At 68.9% G+C, this 18,798-nt stretch carries 19 protein-coding genes, 1 tRNA gene and 2 pseudogenes; 9 read left to right on the top strand and 13 right to left on the bottom strand.

What is annotated here, in order from left to right:
• Window positions 1-81: 81 nt before the first annotated feature.
• Window positions 82-418 (bottom strand): annotated as a pseudogene (locus Q3W68_RS13610) (XRE family transcriptional regulator); the annotation flags it as partial.
• Window positions 419-697: 279 nt separating this feature from the next.
• On the opposite strand from Q3W68_RS13610, the gene Q3W68_RS13605 reads away from it, so the two are divergent.
• On the top strand, window positions 698-1,630 hold the full coding sequence (locus tag Q3W68_RS13605; RefSeq protein ID WP_302905761.1) for a zinc-binding dehydrogenase: 933 nt from the start codon (window positions 698-700) through the stop codon (window positions 1,628-1,630).
• A gap of 56 nt (window positions 1,631-1,686) precedes the next feature.
• Window positions 1,687-2,388, top strand: a complete 702-nt coding sequence (locus tag Q3W68_RS13600; protein WP_302905760.1) for a glycine betaine ABC transporter substrate-binding protein — start codon at window positions 1,687-1,689, stop codon at window positions 2,386-2,388.
• Window positions 2,389-2,497: 109 nt separating this feature from the next.
• Here the strand turns inward: Q3W68_RS13600 and Q3W68_RS13595 are convergent, their stop codons facing one another.
• The 7 genes from Q3W68_RS13595 to Q3W68_RS28335 all read right to left on the bottom strand — a co-directional run bounded on the left by Q3W68_RS13595 (window position 2,498) and on the right by Q3W68_RS28335 (window position 8,473).
• Window positions 2,498-3,391 carry an RNA polymerase sigma-70 factor gene (locus Q3W68_RS13595; RefSeq protein ID WP_302905759.1) on the bottom strand — a complete coding sequence of 298 codons (894 nt, stop codon included), beginning with the start codon at window positions 3,389-3,391 and terminating at the stop codon, window positions 2,498-2,500.
• A gap of 184 nt (window positions 3,392-3,575) precedes the next feature.
• Window positions 3,576-4,757, bottom strand: a complete 1,182-nt coding sequence (locus Q3W68_RS13590) for an NAD(P)/FAD-dependent oxidoreductase (protein WP_302905758.1) — start codon at window positions 4,755-4,757, stop codon at window positions 3,576-3,578.
• 151 nt (window positions 4,758-4,908) lie between these two features.
• Window positions 4,909-5,151 carry a hypothetical protein gene (locus tag Q3W68_RS13585; RefSeq protein WP_302905757.1) on the bottom strand — a complete coding sequence of 81 codons (243 nt, stop codon included), beginning with the start codon at window positions 5,149-5,151 and terminating at the stop codon, window positions 4,909-4,911.
• A gap of 1,319 nt (window positions 5,152-6,470) precedes the next feature.
• The gene (locus Q3W68_RS13580) at window positions 6,471-7,397 is read right to left on the bottom strand and encodes an IS3 family transposase (protein WP_302905756.1); all 927 of its coding nucleotides are present in this window, start codon (window positions 7,395-7,397) and stop codon (window positions 6,471-6,473) included.
• Window positions 7,394-7,705 carry a transposase gene (locus Q3W68_RS13575; RefSeq protein ID WP_104113285.1) on the bottom strand — a complete coding sequence of 104 codons (312 nt, stop codon included), beginning with the start codon at window positions 7,703-7,705 and terminating at the stop codon, window positions 7,394-7,396. Before Q3W68_RS13575 ends, Q3W68_RS13580 begins: the two co-directional genes overlap by 4 nt.
• A 379-nt stretch (window positions 7,706-8,084) precedes the next feature.
• The gene (locus Q3W68_RS13570) at window positions 8,085-8,258 is read right to left on the bottom strand and encodes a hypothetical protein (protein WP_167796963.1); all 174 of its coding nucleotides are present in this window, start codon (window positions 8,256-8,258) and stop codon (window positions 8,085-8,087) included.
• The gene (locus tag Q3W68_RS28335) at window positions 8,255-8,473 is read right to left on the bottom strand and encodes a flavin reductase (RefSeq protein WP_368045738.1); all 219 of its coding nucleotides are present in this window, start codon (window positions 8,471-8,473) and stop codon (window positions 8,255-8,257) included. Before Q3W68_RS28335 ends, Q3W68_RS13570 begins: the two co-directional genes overlap by 4 nt.
• 418 nt (window positions 8,474-8,891) lie before the next feature.
• Here Q3W68_RS28335 and Q3W68_RS13565 point away from each other — a divergent pair, with 418 nt between their 5' ends.
• Entirely contained in the window at window positions 8,892-9,131 is a 240-nt protein-coding gene (locus Q3W68_RS13565) for a GntR family transcriptional regulator (protein ID WP_013476970.1), read from the top strand.
• Window positions 9,132-9,273: 142 nt separating this feature from the next.
• Here Q3W68_RS13565 and Q3W68_RS13560 read toward each other — a convergent pair whose 3' ends face one another.
• The gene (locus Q3W68_RS13560) at window positions 9,274-9,765 is read right to left on the bottom strand and encodes a hypothetical protein (RefSeq protein WP_302905755.1); all 492 of its coding nucleotides are present in this window, start codon (window positions 9,763-9,765) and stop codon (window positions 9,274-9,276) included.
• A 239-nt stretch (window positions 9,766-10,004) separates the two neighbouring features.
• Window positions 10,005-10,898, bottom strand: coding sequence for an aminoglycoside 6-adenylyltransferase (locus Q3W68_RS13555; protein WP_302905754.1), 894 nt, complete (start codon window positions 10,896-10,898; stop codon window positions 10,005-10,007).
• A gap of 694 nt (window positions 10,899-11,592) precedes the next feature.
• Between Q3W68_RS13555 and Q3W68_RS28330 the strand changes: the two genes are divergently transcribed.
• The 4 genes and pseudogenes from Q3W68_RS28330 (at window position 11,593) to Q3W68_RS28325 (ending at window position 15,393) form a co-directional block, all read left to right on the top strand.
• Complete coding sequence (locus tag Q3W68_RS28330; protein ID WP_368045737.1) at window positions 11,593-11,940, top strand: pentapeptide repeat-containing protein; 348 nt, start codon at window positions 11,593-11,595, stop codon at window positions 11,938-11,940.
• A gap of 489 nt (window positions 11,941-12,429) precedes the next feature.
• Window positions 12,430-13,980, top strand: a complete 1,551-nt coding sequence (locus tag Q3W68_RS13550) for a replication initiator (RefSeq protein WP_302906182.1) — start codon at window positions 12,430-12,432, stop codon at window positions 13,978-13,980.
• Window positions 13,977-14,174, top strand: a complete 198-nt coding sequence (locus tag Q3W68_RS13545; RefSeq protein ID WP_089008620.1) for an excisionase family DNA-binding protein — start codon at window positions 13,977-13,979, stop codon at window positions 14,172-14,174. Before Q3W68_RS13550 ends, Q3W68_RS13545 begins: the two co-directional genes overlap by 4 nt.
• A pseudogene (locus Q3W68_RS28325) lies at window positions 14,174-15,393 on the top strand (tyrosine-type recombinase/integrase). The gene Q3W68_RS13545 and the pseudogene Q3W68_RS28325 overlap by 1 nt, the downstream one beginning before the upstream one ends.
• A 78-nt stretch (window positions 15,394-15,471) precedes the next feature.
• Here the strand turns inward: Q3W68_RS28325 and Q3W68_RS13525 are convergent.
• Window positions 15,472-15,543, bottom strand: a tRNA-Val gene (locus Q3W68_RS13525).
• A 50-nt stretch (window positions 15,544-15,593) separates the two neighbouring features.
• Window positions 15,594-16,133 carry a TIGR02611 family protein gene (locus Q3W68_RS13520; protein ID WP_302905751.1) on the bottom strand — a complete coding sequence of 180 codons (540 nt, stop codon included), beginning with the start codon at window positions 16,131-16,133 and terminating at the stop codon, window positions 15,594-15,596.
• 273 nt (window positions 16,134-16,406) lie between these two features.
• On the opposite strand from Q3W68_RS13520, the gene Q3W68_RS13515 reads away from it, so the two are divergent.
• Window positions 16,407-16,838: an SsgA family sporulation/cell division regulator gene (locus tag Q3W68_RS13515; protein WP_007457244.1), complete on the top strand. Its 432-nt coding sequence runs from the start codon at window positions 16,407-16,409 to the stop codon at window positions 16,836-16,838.
• A gap of 73 nt (window positions 16,839-16,911) precedes the next feature.
• Here the strand turns inward: Q3W68_RS13515 and Q3W68_RS13510 are convergent, their stop codons facing one another.
• Complete coding sequence (locus Q3W68_RS13510; protein WP_302905750.1) at window positions 16,912-17,688, bottom strand: glucose 1-dehydrogenase; 777 nt, start codon at window positions 17,686-17,688, stop codon at window positions 16,912-16,914.
• Between the two features lie 187 nt (window positions 17,689-17,875).
• On the opposite strand from Q3W68_RS13510, the gene Q3W68_RS13505 reads away from it, so the two are divergent.
• Window positions 17,876-18,793 (top strand): helix-turn-helix transcriptional regulator, encoded by a 918-nt coding sequence (locus Q3W68_RS13505; protein WP_302905749.1) that lies wholly within the window; start codon window positions 17,876-17,878, stop codon window positions 18,791-18,793.
• Window positions 18,794-18,798 lie beyond the last annotated feature (5 nt).

The raw sequence follows: 18,798 nt of genomic DNA, 5'->3' as shown, positions 1-18,798 counted from the left end.
GTTCCTACCCCTGGATCACGAGAGCAGCCCGACCTTGACCGCGAGGTCACGGGCGTCGTCACGGGTGGAGCGCGGGCCGTCGAGCAGGTCCAACGTGATCTGGCGGGCGTTACCGCCATGGCGGTGTCCCAGTCCCCGGCATCCCGATGCACCTGACACAGGAACCATGCCGCGAGAGCCACCGCCTCCGGGTCAGCCGAATCCTGCGCCGCCACCATCGCCCGGTCCGCAACCCGCCACAACAACTCAGCAGCCGGCTGGTACGCAGAAACATCTGCGTCAACCCGAACGCCTCCGCCAACAGCGACTGCGCCTGCCGACGCTCAACGCCCTCGTACACCAGCGCGGCCCGCTGCACGTCGTGCAGAAGTCTCGGCAGCAGCCCACCCAGCACCGTCCGGTGATCGGACGCCTGATTCGGCATCATGGCATGTCGGACGCGGCGGCGAGGCGGATGATGATCGGCACCGTCGCAAACCATCAACCGTCTGCTTGCCCCACCTTGTCAGCTGTGATCGTTGGCTGCGAGTTCCAGACCGGTTATGACGCGGTGGCTGCGCGACCACGGGTCTCGTCGGAAGGCGTCGGTTGACCTCAACCAGACTTGAGGTGACACGCTTTCGGCGTTCGCGTCGGCGAACAGACGGGAGCTAGTCATATGCGAGTGGTCCAGGCGGTCCGTTTCGGGGGTCCTGAGGTGCTGGTTCCAGGTCAGGCGCCGGACCCGGTGGCCGGGCCGGGCCAGGTCGTGGTCGATGTGGCGGTGGCGGGCATGACGTTCGTCGAAACGCAGATCCGGCGTGGCATCGACAGGTGGCATGAACGGCCGCAGTTGCCGTACGTGCCGGGTGGTCTGGTGGCCGGGCTTGTGAGCGCAGTCGGCGCCCAGGTGGATGATGCCTGGCTGGGGCGGCGTGTCCTGGCCAGCACGGGAGAGACCGGTGGTTTCGCCGAGCGGGCGGTGGCGCTGGTCGGGGACCTGTTCCCGGTGCCGGACGGCCTGAGTCTGCCGGAGGCCACCGCCCTGTACAGCGACGGCAGCACGGCGCAGGGGCTGGTCGAACACGCCGAGATCGGCGCCGGTGACTGGGTTCTGGTCGAAGCGGCGGCGGGTGGGGTGGGCAGCCTGCTGGTGCAGCTCGCCCGGGCGGCGGGCGCGCGGGTCGTCGGAGCTGCTCGCGGAGGCCGGAAGCTCGATGTGGTCCGGGAGCTAGGCGCCGACGCGGCGGTCGACTACTCCGAACCAGGCTGGGCCAAGCGGGTGCTCGAAGTGACCGGTGACGCAGGACCGGATGTGGTGTTCGACGGCGTCGGCGGAGAGATCGGGCGGGCCGCCTTCGAGGTGACAGCCCGCGGCGGCCGTTTCTCGGTGCACGGCGCCTCCAGCGGTGCGGCCACGCTCATCGACCCTGCAGAGGCGAGCCAAAGGGACGTGAAGGTGATCGGCATCGAACAGCTCTTTGATTTCGGACCGCACGTGGTGCGGTGGGCGGAGCGGATGATGTCGCAGGCGGCAGCGGGACTCGTCCGGCCGATTATCGGGCAGACCTTTTCGTTGGAGCGTGCCGCCGACGCGCACGCCGCGGCCGAGAACCGCACGGCCGTGGGGAAGACCCTGCTGCTGATTTGAGGCCTGCACCTAGTACTCCAACGTCACTCGGCTTCGGCGTTGGGCGTGGCGCGGGCATGAAGACGGCCACCCCGTTGATCATCGATGGCTTGTGGACAACCGAAGATCGTGCGGTGGCCGCGTGCCACAGCGTAGACGTTGATCGGTGGCGGGTCATCCTGGACGAGGCGGTGACGGGTGTCGCCGGCCGGTTCGTGCGGGCGAAGCCACATCGGACCGCCGGGCAGTTCGTGGAAGGGCTGCTGTCGGGTCTGGAACGTAAGACCTGCTGGTCGCTTGCGGAGCGGGCGGGCCATGGTGATCCGCAGGCGATGCAGCGGCTGCTGCGTACGGCGGTGTGGGAGGCCGACACCGTCCGCGATGACGTTCGGGCCTGGGTGTTCCTGGCCTACGTGTCGATGAAGCTCAAGCCCTCCTCCACGCCGGCCATGCTGGCCGCGCTCGACGGCGTGATCGCCGACAAGAAGCCGATCGTGGTCACCCTGTGGCACCCGCACTGGTACGCCAAGTACGAGCTGAAGGACCTGGCCGACCGGAAGGGCACCCCGGGTGCCGCCGCGCAGATCAACACGTTCGGCCGCAAGGGCTTCGGCAAGGACTTCCCCGAGGTCACGAAGATGCTGCAGCAGTTCAAGATGGACAGCCAGCAGCTTGCCTCGCTGGAGGACCTGATGTTCAACACCCACAAGGGTGACGAGAAGAAGGCCGTCGAGGAGTGGCTGAAGCCCAACCCCGACTACCTCAAGTCCCCCGCCTGACAGTAGGCCCAGCCCGTGGTCGGGGCCTGCCGTTGTCGGCGGGCCCCGGCCACGGATCCCGCGCGCTACCCGTGGCCGCCCGGCGACGGTGGCTTTCCGGCACCGATGTTCACCGCAGGGTGAGTGGGGTTTCGGATTGCACGCGGGAGAGCTTCTCCGGGTTGCGGACGTAGTAGAGGCCGGTGATGCGGGCGTCCTCGACGCGGATCGCCATGATGCCGTCGATCTCGCCGTCCAGGCGTACGAGCAGTGCCGGGTTGCCGTTGACGACGCCCGGCTCACCGGTGAGCGTGCCGTGCACCTTGCCCAGGCCACCGAAGAACATGCGGACCACGTTCTCCGCCCCGGTGATCGGCCGGAGCGCGGCCCGCTTGACGCCGCCGCCGTCGCCCACCAGGACGACGTCAGGGGCGAGCACGTCGAGCAGAGCCTGCAGGTCCCTGGTTTCGACCGCACGCTGGAACGCCCCCAGGGCCGCCCGGGTCTCGCCCGCGGAAACCACCCGGCGGGGATGGCGGGCATCGACGTGCTGGCGGGCGCGGTGCGCGATCTGGTGGACGGCCGCGGGGCTCTTGTCGACGGCCGCCGCGATCTCGTCGTAGCTGACACCGAACACCTCACGCAGCACGAAGACGGCGCGCTCGGTCGGCGACAACGTCTCCAGGACGACCATGAGCGCCATCGAAACGCTCTCGGCGAGCGTGACGTCCTCGACAACGTCCGGCGCGGTGAGCAGCGGCTCGGGCAGCCAGGGGCCGACGTACGCCTCCCTGCGGCGTCGCATGGTGCGCAGCCGGTTGAGCGCCTGCCGGGTGGTGATGCGGATCAGGTAGGCGCGGTGGTCGCGCACGTGCTCCGCGTCGACCCTGATCCACCGCAGCCAGGTCTCCTGAAGGACGTCCTCGGCGTCGGCCGCCGAGCCGAGCATCTCGTAGGCGACGGTGAAGAGCAGGTTGCGGTGGGCGACGAAGGCCTCGGTCGCCCGATCGGCGGTGTGGCTCATGTCTTGTTCCTTCTTCTTAGCGGACGGACCCGACTGCCGCCAGCACTCCGGCAGCGATCCGCAGCGCGAGGCTCATTCGATTCGTTCCTTCCGGTAGGTGAGTCCGGTGCCCTGGAACTGTCCGGGTGGAGCCCCGACAGGGCTCCACCCGGTCGTTTGGCGGCCGTTCGAGCCGAATCGCCGTTCAGCGGGGCAGCGCCTCGCCGCGGGTCACCCGCAGCCGCTCCTGGCGCCTGTCGTCCTTGACCCAGGTGAGCGAACCGGGTTTGCGTGCCTCGTCCGCCAGATGCTTGACCGTGTGCTTGCAGACGAACTCCTTGAGTTTCGCGCCCGGGCCGCCGCCGATGTAGAACTTGGTCGCGGTGTCGTCCCTCGAGGCGAACTGGAAGATGCCGGCGCCCCGCCCTAGGCTGATGCACTGGCCGAAGAAGCCCAGGTTGATGGGCGTCGGCTGCTCGCCCGCGATCCGGGCCAGCACGGTGTCGGCGGCGTGCGCGCCGATCCTCGTGGCGGCCTGACAGCTCATCCGGAAGGGCAGGTCCGACGGAGCTGCCGAATCCCCGGCCCCGACGATGCACACGTCATCCACGCTGGTCAACGTCTCGTCGGTGAGCAGGCGGCCCAGCGCGTCGGTCCTCAGGCCGCTGCGGCCGGCCAGGTCGGGCACGCCGAACCCGGCGGTCCAGATGGTCACCTGGCTCGGCAGGGTGCGTCCGCCGTCGAGGCGTACGGAGTCGCGGGTCACCGCCGCCACCCTCGTGCCGGATCCGTCGAGCACGGTCACCCCGAGCTTGGCCAGTCGCCTGGCAACCGAGCGCCGGCCCCGCTCGTGCAGGTACGGGCCCAGCACCCCGCCGCAGACCAGGGTCACGGTACGGCCCGCCTCCGCCAGTTCGGCGGCGGTTTCGATGCCGGTCGGGCCGGCGCCGACCACCGTCACCGGGGCTGTCGCCGGCGCGGCGGCGATGACCGGCCCCAGCCGTTGCGCCTCCTCAAGGGTGGTGAGCGGGTAGGCGAACTCGGCTGCTCCGGGCACGCCCGGGTCGGCGCTGCCACTGCCCACCGCGTAGATCAGGTAGTCGTAGCCGACCGTGCCGCCGGCGGCCAATGCCACGCTGCGCTCGGCCGCATCGATGCGGGTCACCGCATCGACTACCAGTCGGACGCCCTCGGCCAGGACCTCCCGATAGTCGACGACCGCGTCGTCGGACCCGCCCACCAACTGGTGCAGGCGGATCCGCTCGACGAACGCCCGACGCGGATTGATCAACGTCACGGCCACGTTCTCGCGCTGCGTCAGGCGATTGGCCGCCATGACACCGGCGTACCCGCCGCCGATGACAATTACGTCAACTCTCCCAGTCATGCTGTCTCCTCCGTCTTCAGGGGTTCAGCCTCAAGACACCAGGCGACCGACCGCTCTGACAGCGTGTGACGCAGGGCACTGGGCAGGTCTCAACCACCTGGCGGACGCGCTGTTCGCCGCGCCCCAACTCGAGTAGCCCGACGCCCGCGCATCAATCGGCGCGGGCCTCGGCCGGGTGTCCCGACGGCGCAGGGCTCGGGCCGTGACACCGGTGGTCGGCGGCATTGTCGGGGGCGAGGAAGCCCTCGTACACGCCGGCCTTGAACCTGATCAGGTCCAGGCACTCGGTCAGCTTGCCGATCTGAGTGGTGACGTTCGCCTGGTGCTCACGCATGAGCGCGAGTCGTTCCTCCTCGTTTCCGGCGCCCTCCCTGACGAGGTCGGCGTACCTCAACGCCCCTCGTCCTCATCGAGCCGCTACCGCCAGAGCACACCCTGCACTGGTCGATTTGGCGACGAACATCCCAAGCCCGAGCCCGACGAGCCCACTACCAGCGCAGACAGGCCAAGTGACGTTGGCGCTCCGTCCGGGCCCGTCCGCGCGTGTCTCTGACCTCGACCCGTGGTCCACGGCTGCACGGCTTGGCCCTTCTCCGTCCAGCCTTGTCGCTGTCACCGTCGCTGTCGACAGCAGCGGCCGGCCTGCTCAGACGAGGGCTCCGGCCGGCGCGGTCGTCCTCAGCTCCCGTATCCCGGCAACCAAGGCAAAGAGTCAACCTGGGTCGTCCTCCCCTGCAAGAGCATCGTGAACAGGTCCATCATCCCGGCCCGCGAGTAGCCCTCCATGTGCAGCGGGCCACGGACCTCGTCGTGGTCCTCCGAGATCACAAGCCCTCGGCTTCCCGCGAACACCGACACGCTGTACCCAGCCTCGTTATCGCTGATCCACACGTCAGGATGCTCCGGGTCATCGACCTCTAGCCGGCAACAGCTCGCTACTGAAGCGTGTCCTCTGTCGGGCTGATGTGCGGCACCTCGGCGCGCTGATCGCGGCCAGAAGCGTTGCTGCGCCGAGCCGGCCAGACGCGTCGGCCGTTGCCACCGCTAGAAGCAACCTGAGCAGTGACATGATCCAATGGCGCGTGGAACTTACCAAGCAGTTCAGTGAGCGGGAATACGCTGCGGCGCTGGAATCATGGTCCTGGCTGGATCTCGGCGGGAAGGCTGCGCGGTTCACCTCGCTGTTCGGCGATGTGTTCCTTGAGTCTGCCGACGGCGCGTGGTGGTTCCTCGACACCTTTGAAGGGCAGCTCGTACGGGGGTGGAACTCCCGTGCTGACCTGACTGCCGAACTGGACACCGAGGGTGGCCAGGACCGGTACCTTCTGGCCCCCTCGCCAAGGGCGCATACCAGCGGCGCGGGCTCCAACTGGACGCCAGTCAGATCTGCGCCTACGCGCCACCGCCGATCGTCACCAAAAGTTTTGACGTCGATCGAATCGAGGTGTTTGGCTTCGTCGCAGTGGTCAACACCGCCGGTCAGCTCCACCGGCAGCTACGGGACGAGCCCAGCTAGGAGCTGGCGACGACCCGGCGGAGCTGCGTCGCACATCAGCTGTCGGAGCGCACTCGCCACTGAAGCGAAGGACAAGGCGGAGGTCATCGGCCGCCCATCGCTAGCCGCAGCTTCGTGACCGCCGTCCACAGCCATCAAGGGCCTGCGTCGGTTCTCAGGCGGAGGGGTGAGGTTCCCCCGGTTTGCCGGAGGGTTGGTTACCTGGCGCCGGTGGGCTCAGGCTGAACGATAGCCGTCTGGTCTTGTCGGGCCTGGTGGGCATGCCAGGCGGCTTCGTACTCGTCTGGGGATCGCCAGCCGAGGTCGTTCTGAATGCGGCGGGTGTTGTACCAGCCGTCGATGTAGGTGAAGATCGCGTTCTCTGCTTCGTCGCGGGTCCGCCAGGAGTTTCGGTAGACCAGTTCGATCTTCAGCGTTGACCAGAAGTTCTCCATCAGCGCGTTGTCGAACGAGTCGCCGACCGAGCCCATGGAGGGCAGGATGCCGTTGTCGGCCAGGCGTTGGGCGAAGCGGAAGGACGTGTAGTTCGACCCCCTGTCCGAGTGGTGGATTAGGTGGCCGTCGCGGACGTCGCGGGACCAGATGCCGTATTCGAGGGCGCCGAGGATCAGGTCGGTGTCGCACCGGTCGGAGCAGCGCCAGCCCACGATGCGGTTGGAGAACACGTCCCGCACCGCGGCTAGCCAGAACACGCCCTGCCCGCAGGGGATCCGGGTGGCGTCGGCGACCCAGAGCCGGTTCGGCGCCGCAGCGGTGAACTGCCGGTGGACCAGGTCCGGAGCCGGTGTCGCCTTCGGGTTCGACCGCGTCGACGGGATGCGCCACTTCTTGCGCAGGAACGCGCCCTGCAGACCGTGCTGGCGCATCAACCGCTCGACCCGCTTGCGGCCCACGTGCCGGCCTTGCCGGCGCAGCATGGCGTGCACCCGTGGGCTGCCGTAGGTGCCACCGGACACGTCGTGGATCTCCGCGATCTCCACGATCAGATCCGCGTCCTCGCGTCGGCGAGCAGAGGGGTTGGCGGCTTGGGCGAGCCAGCCGTAGTAGGTCGACACGGCGATGTTGAGGACCCGGAGGACGGGCTCGACCCCGAAGCGATCTTTCAGCTCGTCAACGAGCGTCACGACCGTCGCCGGGTCGGGTCGAGTTCCGAGGCGAAAAAAGCCGAGGCGGCTTTCAGGATCTCGTTGGCCCGCTTCAGTTCGGCGTTCTCCCGCCGCAGCCGCCGAAGCTCCTCCAGCTCAGAGGTCGTCGGCCGGTCGTCGCGCTGACCGCGGTCGGCCTCATCCTGGCGGATCCAGTTCCGCAACGCCTCGTGATGCACGCCAAGCTGGCGGGCCAGCTGGCGGATCACGGGCTTCGGGTCCGACTCCCGATACAACCGCACCGCACGTTCACGCAGCTCATCGGGGTACTTCTTCGGTGCTGCCACGGATGACTCCCTTCAGCTCCATCAGAGCATGATCGAAAGCCTCCGAGCTACCGGGGGAACCTCAGGGGAACTGGCATCGGCGGAGCGGCCGAACCTACCCGCTGCACGATTGCAGAGGCAGCTCACGTTTTGGCGAAGGGTTCGATGACCATTCGCTGACGCCGTTGCTGTACGGCAGCAGAAAGGCCACCTCCCGAAGCCGGGAAGTGGCCTTTGACCTGCGTGGGCGATACTGGGATCGAACCAGTGACCTCTTCGGTGTGAACTGTCGGCGAGCCGGTCGGATCAGGATCGATGCGAGGTCGCGGGGCCTGTTGATGCGCTGCTCGGCCTGGTTCGGCTGGCACGGTTGCTGTACTTCGCTGCTGTACTGCTGGCATCAGATCAGACGTTGGATGCGGACCTTCGGGCGCTCGTTTCGGAGGTGCCCCTGCTTGTGCTGGCGGACCTGCTCCTCCCAGACCTCCTGGTCGTAGTCCAGGTCTGGCGGGGTCCACTTGTGGGAGCCGTCGCTGTAGTGGAACTTCTCGTCCCCGGGCCGAAGGATGCTCATCGGGTCCAGCCGAGGAATCGGTGGTGCAGGTGGCCGGCGGGGACGTGGGCCAGATCCTGGGCGGCGTCGACGAGCTGGGCGGCGAGGTAGAGGGCCAGCGACACGGGGACGCGATCATATTCGGCTCGCAGTTCGCGTCGTCGGGTCTGGCATGGCCACTCTCCCGCACAGCCGCCGCAGGACCAGGCCGGTTTGATCGGGTGGTGGGTGGTCATCGCGGGCCGTCCTGGCTGGGCCAGTGGCCGCGGTTGATCGGGATGCGATGACGGCTTCGGCAGGGCAGGTTGCTTCCGCAGCGGCAGACGTGTCGCCAGTGCCGCCACGACCAGACGGGCCGATGACGGCGGGCGAGGGTGAGCGCCACCGCCAGGACGTACTCGTCGTACGAGACGCGCTTCATCGGGTCGCCGGAGCCGTTGGGGCGACTCTTCGCCGCGTCAGAGGATCGGAAAGGAGCACTGCCGCCTCCTCGTGCCGCAGGTGTCCGGGGGCGTGGATGCCCGATCACGGGGGATGCGCCGGGCACCCACGCCGGTGAGGACGGCCCACAGCGCCAACCGAGGGAATCGACCTCCTCGGCAACCTCCCATAGGTACCGTTGGGTAGTCAAGGGCTGACGTAGGTGGTCTACTCGTGTTGCCAACCGAGGGGAACACCGTGCCACCGCGTTACCGCTACGAGCAGATTGCCGACGACCTCGCCGAGCGCATCGCCTCCGGCGAGTTCCCGCCGGGCTCCAAGCTGCCCAGCCGTCGAGAGTTGATCGAGCACTACGGCGTTACCGAGCCGGTAATCGACCGCGCCATGCAGGTGCTACGGATCAAGGGGATGACCGAGACGCTGCCCGGCGTGGGCGTCTTCGTCGCCGAATAATCGCCCAAGGTCAGCCAGCCGCCTGGACCCCTCGCTTGTAAGTTCTGGGCGCTTCGTCCGGTGGCGTCCATCCGCGTACGCGACCTCTGGCGACTGTCCGCGCTCGGCAGCCGGCGGCCGTCCTCGTGCCATCCCGTTGCTGTCACCGTTGCTGTCGCTGGCCGCTATGCCTCCGACTCGGGAGCCTAGTGTCGAAGCCCGCTTGCTCGGTGTAGAGGATCGCAGCCCACCGGTCGAAGGTGAGCCTGTGAATGGCTCGCACGATCGCCCAGTCCAGCAGGTAGCCAGACGTAGCGACCTCCGCGAGCGTGTCACAGAAGGTCAGGTCAACGGGGCCCCCTTGGTCAAGCCCGTGATCGATGGCGCTCTTGACGGCATCGGGTCGGGTAACCACACGCAGGACAATAGGAGACGTTTGCTCGCCGGCGGCCACGGCCGTCGGATATCGGTCGCGGGCTTCCGCAACAACGTCGCGGTCGCTGGACAGCTCGTACGATGCCCAACCGACACCATCCCCAGCCGGCGTAGCAGCCACCACCGGGTACCGCCTTCGAATCTCCGCGACCAGCTCGTCCAGGAGGCGCTGCGCCACTGGCTCGCCGGACCGCATGAACAAGGTCATCACTTCCGCCACGCAGACATCCTTGCTCAGCCTGCACACCACTGGCACGCAGACGAACCCACCCTCAGCTTGGGAATCGCATTGATCTACACGTTAGGTAACCGTCTCGCCTGGATATACGCTACAGAGCGTCAAGAGCGGCCCTCTCGGTACACGGTTGCGTGCCCGTGCTGACCGCCATGTCGGGCACGGATCGGGCACGCCGCTCGCTGCACACCCGGCGGGCACCCGGACCATCGAACACTTCTTGCCTACGCGAGCACTACACGAAGGTGCTCCCGGATCGCATCGTGAGCAACGGTGAGCTCTAGCCCGAGACGCTCGGCACACTCGCGCTCAAGTCGTTCAAACAGGTTGACGGTCACCCACAAGGCACGGGCGACATCGTCCGCGTCGTAGCTGGCATAAGCGCTGCGGAGATCGTGGAGAGCTTGTCGGTCGGCCCACCGTTCCAGAAACCGTCCGCCATGCCACGTGTCTACCTGCGGATGCGACGCCTGCGCGTGCCACGCGAGCAGCCTGACCAGCAAAGTCTTCAGGTAGCAGTCGCAGCACTCCTTGGCGGTCCAGACCTCGCCCCGTCGTAGCTTTTTGGCGGTCCACAACGCGTGATACCAGAAGTCGTGGGTCAGGTGCCCGAACACAGCGGCATCCGGCGGAGCCGGCGGCACCGGTGCACCGGCACCCGGCAGCATCCGCTGCAGGTTGACCTTATCGACCAGCACCCGGAACCCCCGGCCCAACACCGCAGCGGCCTCGGGATCCGTACCGATCTGCTCCGCCGCGCCAGACGGCAGCAGCGCGAAGTCGACGTCCTGTCCGTTGTCAAAGAGCACTCGCCGCTCGATGAACCCCCCGACCGCAGTGGATTCGGTAAAGGTCAGCAACGGCCGACCAAACGTTGCCAGCCAGCTGCCGTCGGCCGCGTAGGTCATCGGATCGTCGACCACGAGGACGATGTCAATGTCGGACCACTGATCCGCTGGAACGTCAGCGCGGGCGTGAGATCCGACCACCAGCGCGGCATGGATGTCGTGTCGCTGTTGAGCCCACAGTTCGATGGCGGCCAGCAAGCTCTCGATATTGTCCACCACGGCAGCGTTCACGGTCGCAGCCGGCAGTGACAATCCATCGCCCGACAGCACGGGCCATAAAACACCTCTGGCATCTCCTGCCCGGTTGCCCACACCTGCCATTCCCGTATGCCGTCGACCCGCCTTCCGGGGAGCGGGCCGCCGCCCGACCCGCCACCTCAAGCGGACCTTGCCGGCTCGTACGGACGCTGGCGGGTCGGGCGGTGGTCTGCTCGGCTCGCCCGGGTCGATGGCAGGCGGGATGGCCTACCGCACCCACCCACGGACCGTGACTCGCCGGCGGAGCCCCGGCCATCCTGGAGCCGGAGCGCCCCCGCCGGAGGCGCAGTAGCCGCGACCGCGCGAGCGCCGCCAGCTCGCCGACGCGGCCGGCGTGCGCTCCCCTACGCCGCGCGGGCTCGTGGCCGCGTGGCCCGGCCGGCTGCCGGCCCACCCGCACCGGTCAACGGTCTGTCGTTCTGGTGGCGGCCCTCCGGGCTTCCCGCTGTCCGCGCCAGCCGCCGGGCATCAGGCGTGACGGCCGCAGAGCGACAGCGGCAGCGGCCGGCGCGCGCCCAGGCGGCGGCGCGTGCGGCCCGTTGCGGGCCGCCTTGATAGACGTACAGAAAGTCCTCCCAGACGGGGGCCGGCGGCCAGCTGTCGGATCACAGGGCCGGCGGCCGGCTCCTGCGCCGCTTGATGGGTCGCATGTGAGCGCGTAGAAAGCCGGTGGTTCGGCAACGGGCGGTCGGGCTACGGTTCGCGGATGAGCATCCCGCCCGGGGCGACGAGACAGTCGTTTGCGGGTCGCAATCTTCGGCATCGCACCCTGGACAGGCACTCCTTCAAGTTCTGCGATTTCCGGGGCGCCGACCTTCGGGGCGCCTCTCTTCGAGGTGCTCGCTTCGCTGGCTGCGATCTGCGGGATGCTGACCTGCGCGATGCGGATCTTTCCTACGCACAGTTCAGCTACGTGAGAACACACGATCCGGAGTACGGGCGCACAGACGTAACCGGGGCCCGGTGGGACGGGGCCATCCTCCGAGGCGTAATCACCGAGCGCGTCCTCGGGTGGCCGGATGGCCTCCCAGGCTCCGGCATTACTTCGGGTTGACGTGTCGGTACCCGGTGCTACTCTGGCGTTCGTCGAGCACGCCAGCGCGGCCTTTCTGCCGGATCGCTGAACTCGACTCTGGAGATGCCGAGCGGCCTTCCTGCCGCTGATGCGGGCCATGTCCCGCCGACTCTCGATCACACCGGCCGCCATGCCGGACCCCCGAACCGCTGAGAGGCCCAGCACGGCTTTCGCCTGCCGTCCACGATGGCCCGGATTCGCACGTCTCCACGGGTGGGGCAGCCTGCGGCAACCCGCCGGATGCCGATATCCCAGGCTCCCCACCCGTGCCGGCCCTCATCACCGAGTTCACGAGCGTGAAAGGACATGACCCATCGGCGGGAAGTGGCATCACCACGATTCCGCCCTCCGGCGTCAGCCGCCCTCTCGGCGGTGCCAGGAGACACGACGAACACCACCAGCGGACCTACGTCCACGGCTGTGGTGCTTCGTCTCCCGTCCCTGCCACCCCCGCACGAGGAGACAGCCATCTTCACCACCTACCGCCCCGGCCTCGCCGCCGGTCGTGACGCCCAGGTCCTGCACCGCGCCGCTACGCCGGAGTTCTCCGGCTGGCTGGAGCACACCCGCCCCGCCGGCGGCTGTGCTCGCCCGGTCCGCCTCACCGGCACCATCGCCGCCGTCGACCGGAACACCGGCCGAGTCCTGAGCGAGCAGCACACCGACGAGCTGCCCGACCGGACGCTCTACAAGGCGTGCGGCAACCGCCGCGAATCGGCGTGCCCCGACTGCGCCTGGGTCTACCAGGGCGACGCCTACCAAGTCGTCTGTCGCGGACTGACCGGCGGCAAGGGCATCCCCGAATCGGTCGCCCGGCACCCGGTCGTCTTCGCCACCTTCACCGCGCCGTCCTTCGGCCCGGTCCATCACCGCCACGTCCCGCGCCACACCTGCCGTAACCGGCAGCGCTGCGACTGCCGACCCGCACCCTGCCGCGCCCGCAGCAACGCTGGAGCCTGCCCGCACGGTCAGCCCGGCGCGTGCTTCGCCCGCCACGACGCAGACGATCCGCGGCTGGGCCAGCCGTTGTGCCTCGACTGCTACGACCACGCCCACCAGGTCGTCTGGAACCACTTCTCCGGCGAGTTGTGGGGACGCACCAAGCAGGCCGCCGAACGTCACGTCGCCGTGCTCTGCCGTCAACGCGGCATCCCGAAGGTCGGCATCGTCACCGCCTCCGGCAAGGTCCGCTGGGTGCCGCCCGTGCGGGTGTCCCACGGCAAGGTCGCCGAAATGCAGCGCCGCGCAGCCGTGCACTTCCACGTCCTGCTGCGCCTGGACGGCGTCGACCCCGACGACCCGGACGCCCTCGTACCTCCACCGGCCGGCATCACCGTCGACGACCTGGAAGACGCGATCCACGCCGCCGCCCGGCAGGTCGCCGTCACCACACCCCCGCACCCCGACCAGCCCGACGGCTGGCTGATCGCCTGGGGCGAGCAGGTCGACGTCCGGCGCATCAACAGCAGCGACGGCGAGCTGACCGACGGCAAGGTCGCCGCCTACCTCGCCAAGTACGCCACCAAGGCCACCGAAGCCACCGGCCACTCCTCCACCCGACTCACCACGGCCACGATCGACGACTACGCCGCCCCCGCAGGCGACCACGTCGCCCGCCTCATCGACGCCTGTTGGCACCTCGGCCGCCCCACCCACACCGACACAACCGGCGGCGCCGCAACCGCCGACGACCGTCAAGACAGCCTTGACACCAAACCCAACATCTACGGCGGCCTGCGCCGCTGGGCCCACATGCTCGGCTACGGCGGCCACTTCCTCACCAAAGCCCGCCGCTACTCCGTCACCTTCGCCCAGCTCCGCGACACCCGCACCACCTACCGCCGCACCGAAGACGACGAACCCGACGACACCCTCACCGTCGGCACCCTCACCTACATCGGCTCCGGCTGGCTTTCCGAGGGAGACGCCCTGCTCGCTAACACCGCCGCCCGCCAGCGGCGCGAGAGCAGACGCATCGGCCGAGAAGAACTCACCCACGAAACCTGGGTGGCCGCATGAGCCGACACCTGACCCCGCGCTGGTACTCCCCCGCTGAGGTCGCCGTGCTGCTCGGCTTCGGCATCTCCAAGGTCAAGATGAAGATCGCCACCGGCGAGCTGCGCTCCATCAAGGACGGCAAGTACCGCCGCATCCTCCCCGAATGGGTCGACGACTACATCCGCGAACAGGTCGAACGCCAGGAGGCCGCCTGATGCCCGCACGCGCCCGAGCCAACGGCGAAGGCTCCATCTTCCCGTACCGGAACGGCTTCGCCGCGTACGTCTGGGTCACCAAGCCCGACGGCCGGCGCACTCGCAAGTACGTCTACGGCAAGACCCGCGACGCCGTCCACGACAAGTGGATCAAGCTGCACCAGCAGGCGAAGCAGGGTCCGGTGGCGACCAGTGTCCCCACGGTCGGCAGCTTCCTCACCTACTGGCTGACCGAGATCATCAAGCCGAACCGGGCACCCCTGACCTACGCCACCTACGAGACGTTCGTCCGCCTCTACATCTCCCCCGGCGTCGGCGCGAAGCGGCTCGACCGGCTCTAGTCACGCGACGTGCAGACCTGGATCAACCAGGTCGCCCGCACCTGCCAGTGCTGCGCACAAGGCAAGGACACCGCCCGCCCGAAGCACAAGCGCCGCTGCTGCGCGATCGGCCGCTGCTGCCAAGCGGTCCCGTCGACTCGCACAGTGAGCGACATCCGGGCCGCACTGCGGGCCGCCCTCACCCACGCCCAGGCCGAAGACCTCATCACCAGGAATCCCGCCGTGCCGGTCACCCTCGCCACCGTCCGCCGTCGGCGGGGCAAGTCCTGGTCGAGCGACGAGGCACGGAAGTTCCTGGAGTCCGCGAGAGCCGACGACGACCCGCTCTACGCCGCCTACGCCCTGGTCCTCGTCACCGGCCTCCGCAAGGGCGAAGCGCTGGGATTCACCTGGGAGGACGTCGACCTCGACGCCGGAGAGCTGACCATCGGCCGCCAGCTCCAACTCGTACGCGGACAGCTCCTGCACCGCGACACCAAGACCCAGGCATCCGACGCCACCCTCCCCCTGCCCGACATCTGCCTCACGGCCCTGAAACTGCGAAGCGAGCAACGCGACGAGGCGAGAGCAGTCGCCGGCAAGGCGTGGCACGAAACCGGACTCGTCTTCACCACCCCTACGGCACACCGGTCGAGCCCCGCAACTTCCAACGCTCCTGGCAGACGCGATGCGACAAGGCAGGCGTCAAGCCGATCACCGTCCACGACGCAAGAAGAACCTGCGCCACCCTCCTGGCCGACCTCGACGTCCACCCCAGAGTCGCCATGCAGGTGCTGAGGCACGCCCGCTTCTCCGTAACGATGGAGATCTACACGCAGGTCACATCGACAAAGACGAGAGAAGCGCTCAAGCGCCTCGGCGATTCCCTGAGCCGCTGACGAGAACTGCTGTACAAAGCTGCTGTACGCAAGCAGAAAGGCCACCTCCCGAAGCCGGGAAGTGGCCTTTGACCTGCGTGGGCGATACTGGGATCGAACCAGTGACCTCTTCGGTGTGAACGAAGCGCTCTCCCGCTGAGCTAATCGCCCTCAGCGCGCATGACTCTACCCGATCACCCGCCCGGACCAAAAACCGGGCCTCAGTGCGTCGCGAGGTAGTGCAGCGCCTCCGCCACCACGTCGATGCCGAAGCTGTACTTGAGCGACAGCCACACCACCACCGACACGAACACGAGCCCGACCGCGCCCAGCACGAACCGCACGCCCAGCGACTGCCTCTTCACCCATTGCGTCCAGGAGTTGACGTGCCGGCGGGTGAACGCGAGCAGCCGTCGCGCCCAGTGGAACTCGACCGCCCAGACACCGAGGCCGGCGATGACCAGCAGCCAGCCGGGGCCCGGTAGCGGGATCAGCGCGATGCCGACTGTGACGACGATGGCGCCGAGGATGCCGATGAAGATCTTCAGGGCGACGCGGCCGGTGGGGTTGGCGCGGATGAGGTCGAGCGTCGTGTGCAGGCGTCCCCGCCAGCCCTGTCGCCGCCGGCGCTGCTCCATGAGAGCGCCTTGCGACCGCCCTTCCACCGGCACCTCGTACCCCCGACTTTCGGCTGCTCGGACCGCACCTTTCGGCGATTCGGCCGTGGTCCGCGACGTCACCGAGGAGCCCCTCGTGACCATTTCCACCCCCAGTGTCGCGCGGGACCGTCACCCCTGCTCACGACTGGACGTTACCGGAGTAAGTCGACGACTGAACCACCCGTTGCCGGGCGGAACGACGGAGTGGGCGGAACCGGAAATTCTACGCGGGGCCAGGCGGTCCCGGGGGCTTTCGGAACCCCTTCCCACCACTGGGTGAAGTCAGCGTATGGCGGAGCGTAGCCAGGAGCAGCACCTGAGTATGGGAAAAGCGGGACACGCGCGTTCCGCAGCGGTGCCGGGGGGAGAACGTCCATGAGTGTCATCCGACCGACGACCGTAGAGGTCGAGACGTCGCTAAGGCTCGTCGCGCCTGACGCCACCGCCTTGCCGGTGCGTGCCAGTCTGCGTTACGACCCTGCTGACCCGTATGCGGTCCATGTCCTGTTCCATGCCGAGTCCGCCGGCGGCGAGGCGGTGAGCTGGTCGTTCGCACGCGAACTGCTGGTCACCGGGCTCGACGAACCGGCCGGCATCGGTGATGTGCGGGTCTGGCCGTGGGCCACTCCGCGCGGCGACTTCGTCGCGCTGGCGCTGTCGTCCCCGGACGGCAATGCCCTGTTCGAGGTTCCGCGCAGCGTGCTGGTGCGTTTCCTGCGCCGGACCTACGTCGTCGTCCCGCGCGGCCGCGAGGCCGAGCACCTGGACGTCGACACCGCGGTGAACCGGCTGCTGGCCGGTCGCTGACACGGCGACACCCGGGGCCGCGCGGATCTGCCGAGTCCGCGCGGCCCCGGGCCGTCTCCAACCGGGGTACGCCTCAGCCGCGCGTGGTGATCCCGCCGTCGACCGGGATGACCGCTCCGGTCAGGTACGCGCCGGCACGCGACGCCAGGTAGATCGCCGTGCCCGCCATGTCCTCGGGCCGGCCGATCCGGCCCAGCGGCACCTGCTGCTCGATGGCGGCGCGCGACTCGGGGTCGTCGAGTGCGAACGCCATCATCTTGCTCTCGAACGGTCCGGGTGCGATCGCGTTGACGGTGATCTGCTCGCCGGCGAGCTGGTGGGCGAGGCCACGGGTGAGCATGTGCACTGCCGCCTTGGTGGCGGAGTACGCATACACCTCCATCCACGGCACCCGGATGCCGTCGATCGACCCGATGTTGATCACGCGGGCGGGGTCGTCGGCGCCGGCCGCGGCGCGCAGTTGCGGCAGCAGCGCGGTGGTGAGCCGGAAGACGGCCTTGACGTTCACCGCCCAGAGCTTGTCGAAGGCGCTCTCCGGGTATTCCTCCAGCGGCGCGCCCCAGGTGGCGCCCGCGTTGTTCACGAGCACGTGCAGCCGGTCGTGGCGTTCCCGCACGGCCTCGGCGAGCGCCAGCGCGCCCGCGTCGCTGCCCAGGTCGGCCGGGATCGCCTCGCAGTGGCCCTCGGCGGAGAGTTCCTTGGCGACCGACTCGCACACGTCGGCCTTGCGCGAGGAGATGATCACCTTGGCGCCGGCCCGGACGAAGCCGCGCGCGATCATCAGCCCGATGCCGCGTGAGCCGCCGGTCACCAGGACCGTCTTGCCGTCGACCGAGAACAGATCCGTCATGCCCATCCCATCGCCGTCGCCCGGCCGCGGGCCGGTCGGCCGGGGCCGCGTGGCCGGGTGTCCAACGCACGCCGGCCCGAGTCTTACCGATCGGTAACCTAACCGTCCGGCTCGGCTGCCGACAAGAGCGGCCCGAGCGGGTGAAACCGTCGAGATGCAACGTGCGGGCGCTCCGGTTACCGTCGGGATGATGGTCACTACCGGTCAGCCCTCCCCGGCCACGCGCACCGGCCTGCCGGATTTCCACCCCGGCGCCGACGAGATCGTCACCGGTGTGCTCGGCGACCTCGCCGCCGAGCCCGGCTGGCCCCGCCCGGTCCTGCTCGACCGCGATCTGCTGATCCTGGTCACGCACGGCCACGGCACCGCCGAGCTGGACTTCCGGACGGTCCCCTGCCGTCCGGGCACGCTGCTGCGCGCCCACCCCGGCCAGGCGCTGCGGTTCGTCGGCTCCCAGCTCGACGCGACTGTGGTGAGCTGGGCGCCGGACGCGCTGCGCGGCCTCGACGTCGACCCGGACGCGGTGCCCGCCCACCGTCAGCTCGCCGGCGAGGACGAGGACGCGGTGATCAGCGAGGTGAGCCAGCTCGCCGTGGACGCCGACCGGCACGCGCTGGTGCCGGCCGCCGCGGCGCTGTTGCGCCACCAGCTCGCCGTACTGCTGCTGCGGCTGAGCCTGCTGCCGCATCCGCGCAACGGCGCTACGCCCCGGGCCGAGACGGAGACGTTCCGGCGGCTGTGCCGGGAGGTGGAACGCGGCTACCGGCACACCCGCCGGGTGGAGGACTACGCCGCCCAGCTCGGCTGTTCGGTGCGTACCCTGACCCGGGCCTGCCTGGCGGTGACCGGCCGCAGCGCCAAGCAGGTGATCGACGAGCGGGTGGCGTTGCAGGCGTGCCGGCTGCTCGCCGCCACCGACGAGTCGATCGCCGCGATCGGCCGGGAGCTGGGTTTTCCCGAGCCGACGAACTTCGGCCGCTTCTTCACCCGGGAGGTCGGGGTGAGCCCGGGGACGTTCCGGGCCGAGCGGGAACGCCCGCTGCCCGTCCGTCTGGTGCGACCCCGGCCGCCCGCCGACTCCCCCGCACCCGGCGGCCAGGCATGATGGCA

The organism is Micromonospora sp. C28ISP2-4 (assembly GCF_030519385.1).
In the GTDB taxonomy this organism is placed as follows: Bacteria; Actinomycetota; Actinomycetes; order Mycobacteriales; family Micromonosporaceae; genus Micromonospora; species Micromonospora tulbaghiae.
Note: the sequence above shows the minus strand (reverse complement) of the source record. Positions and strands in the feature narration are given on the sequence as shown.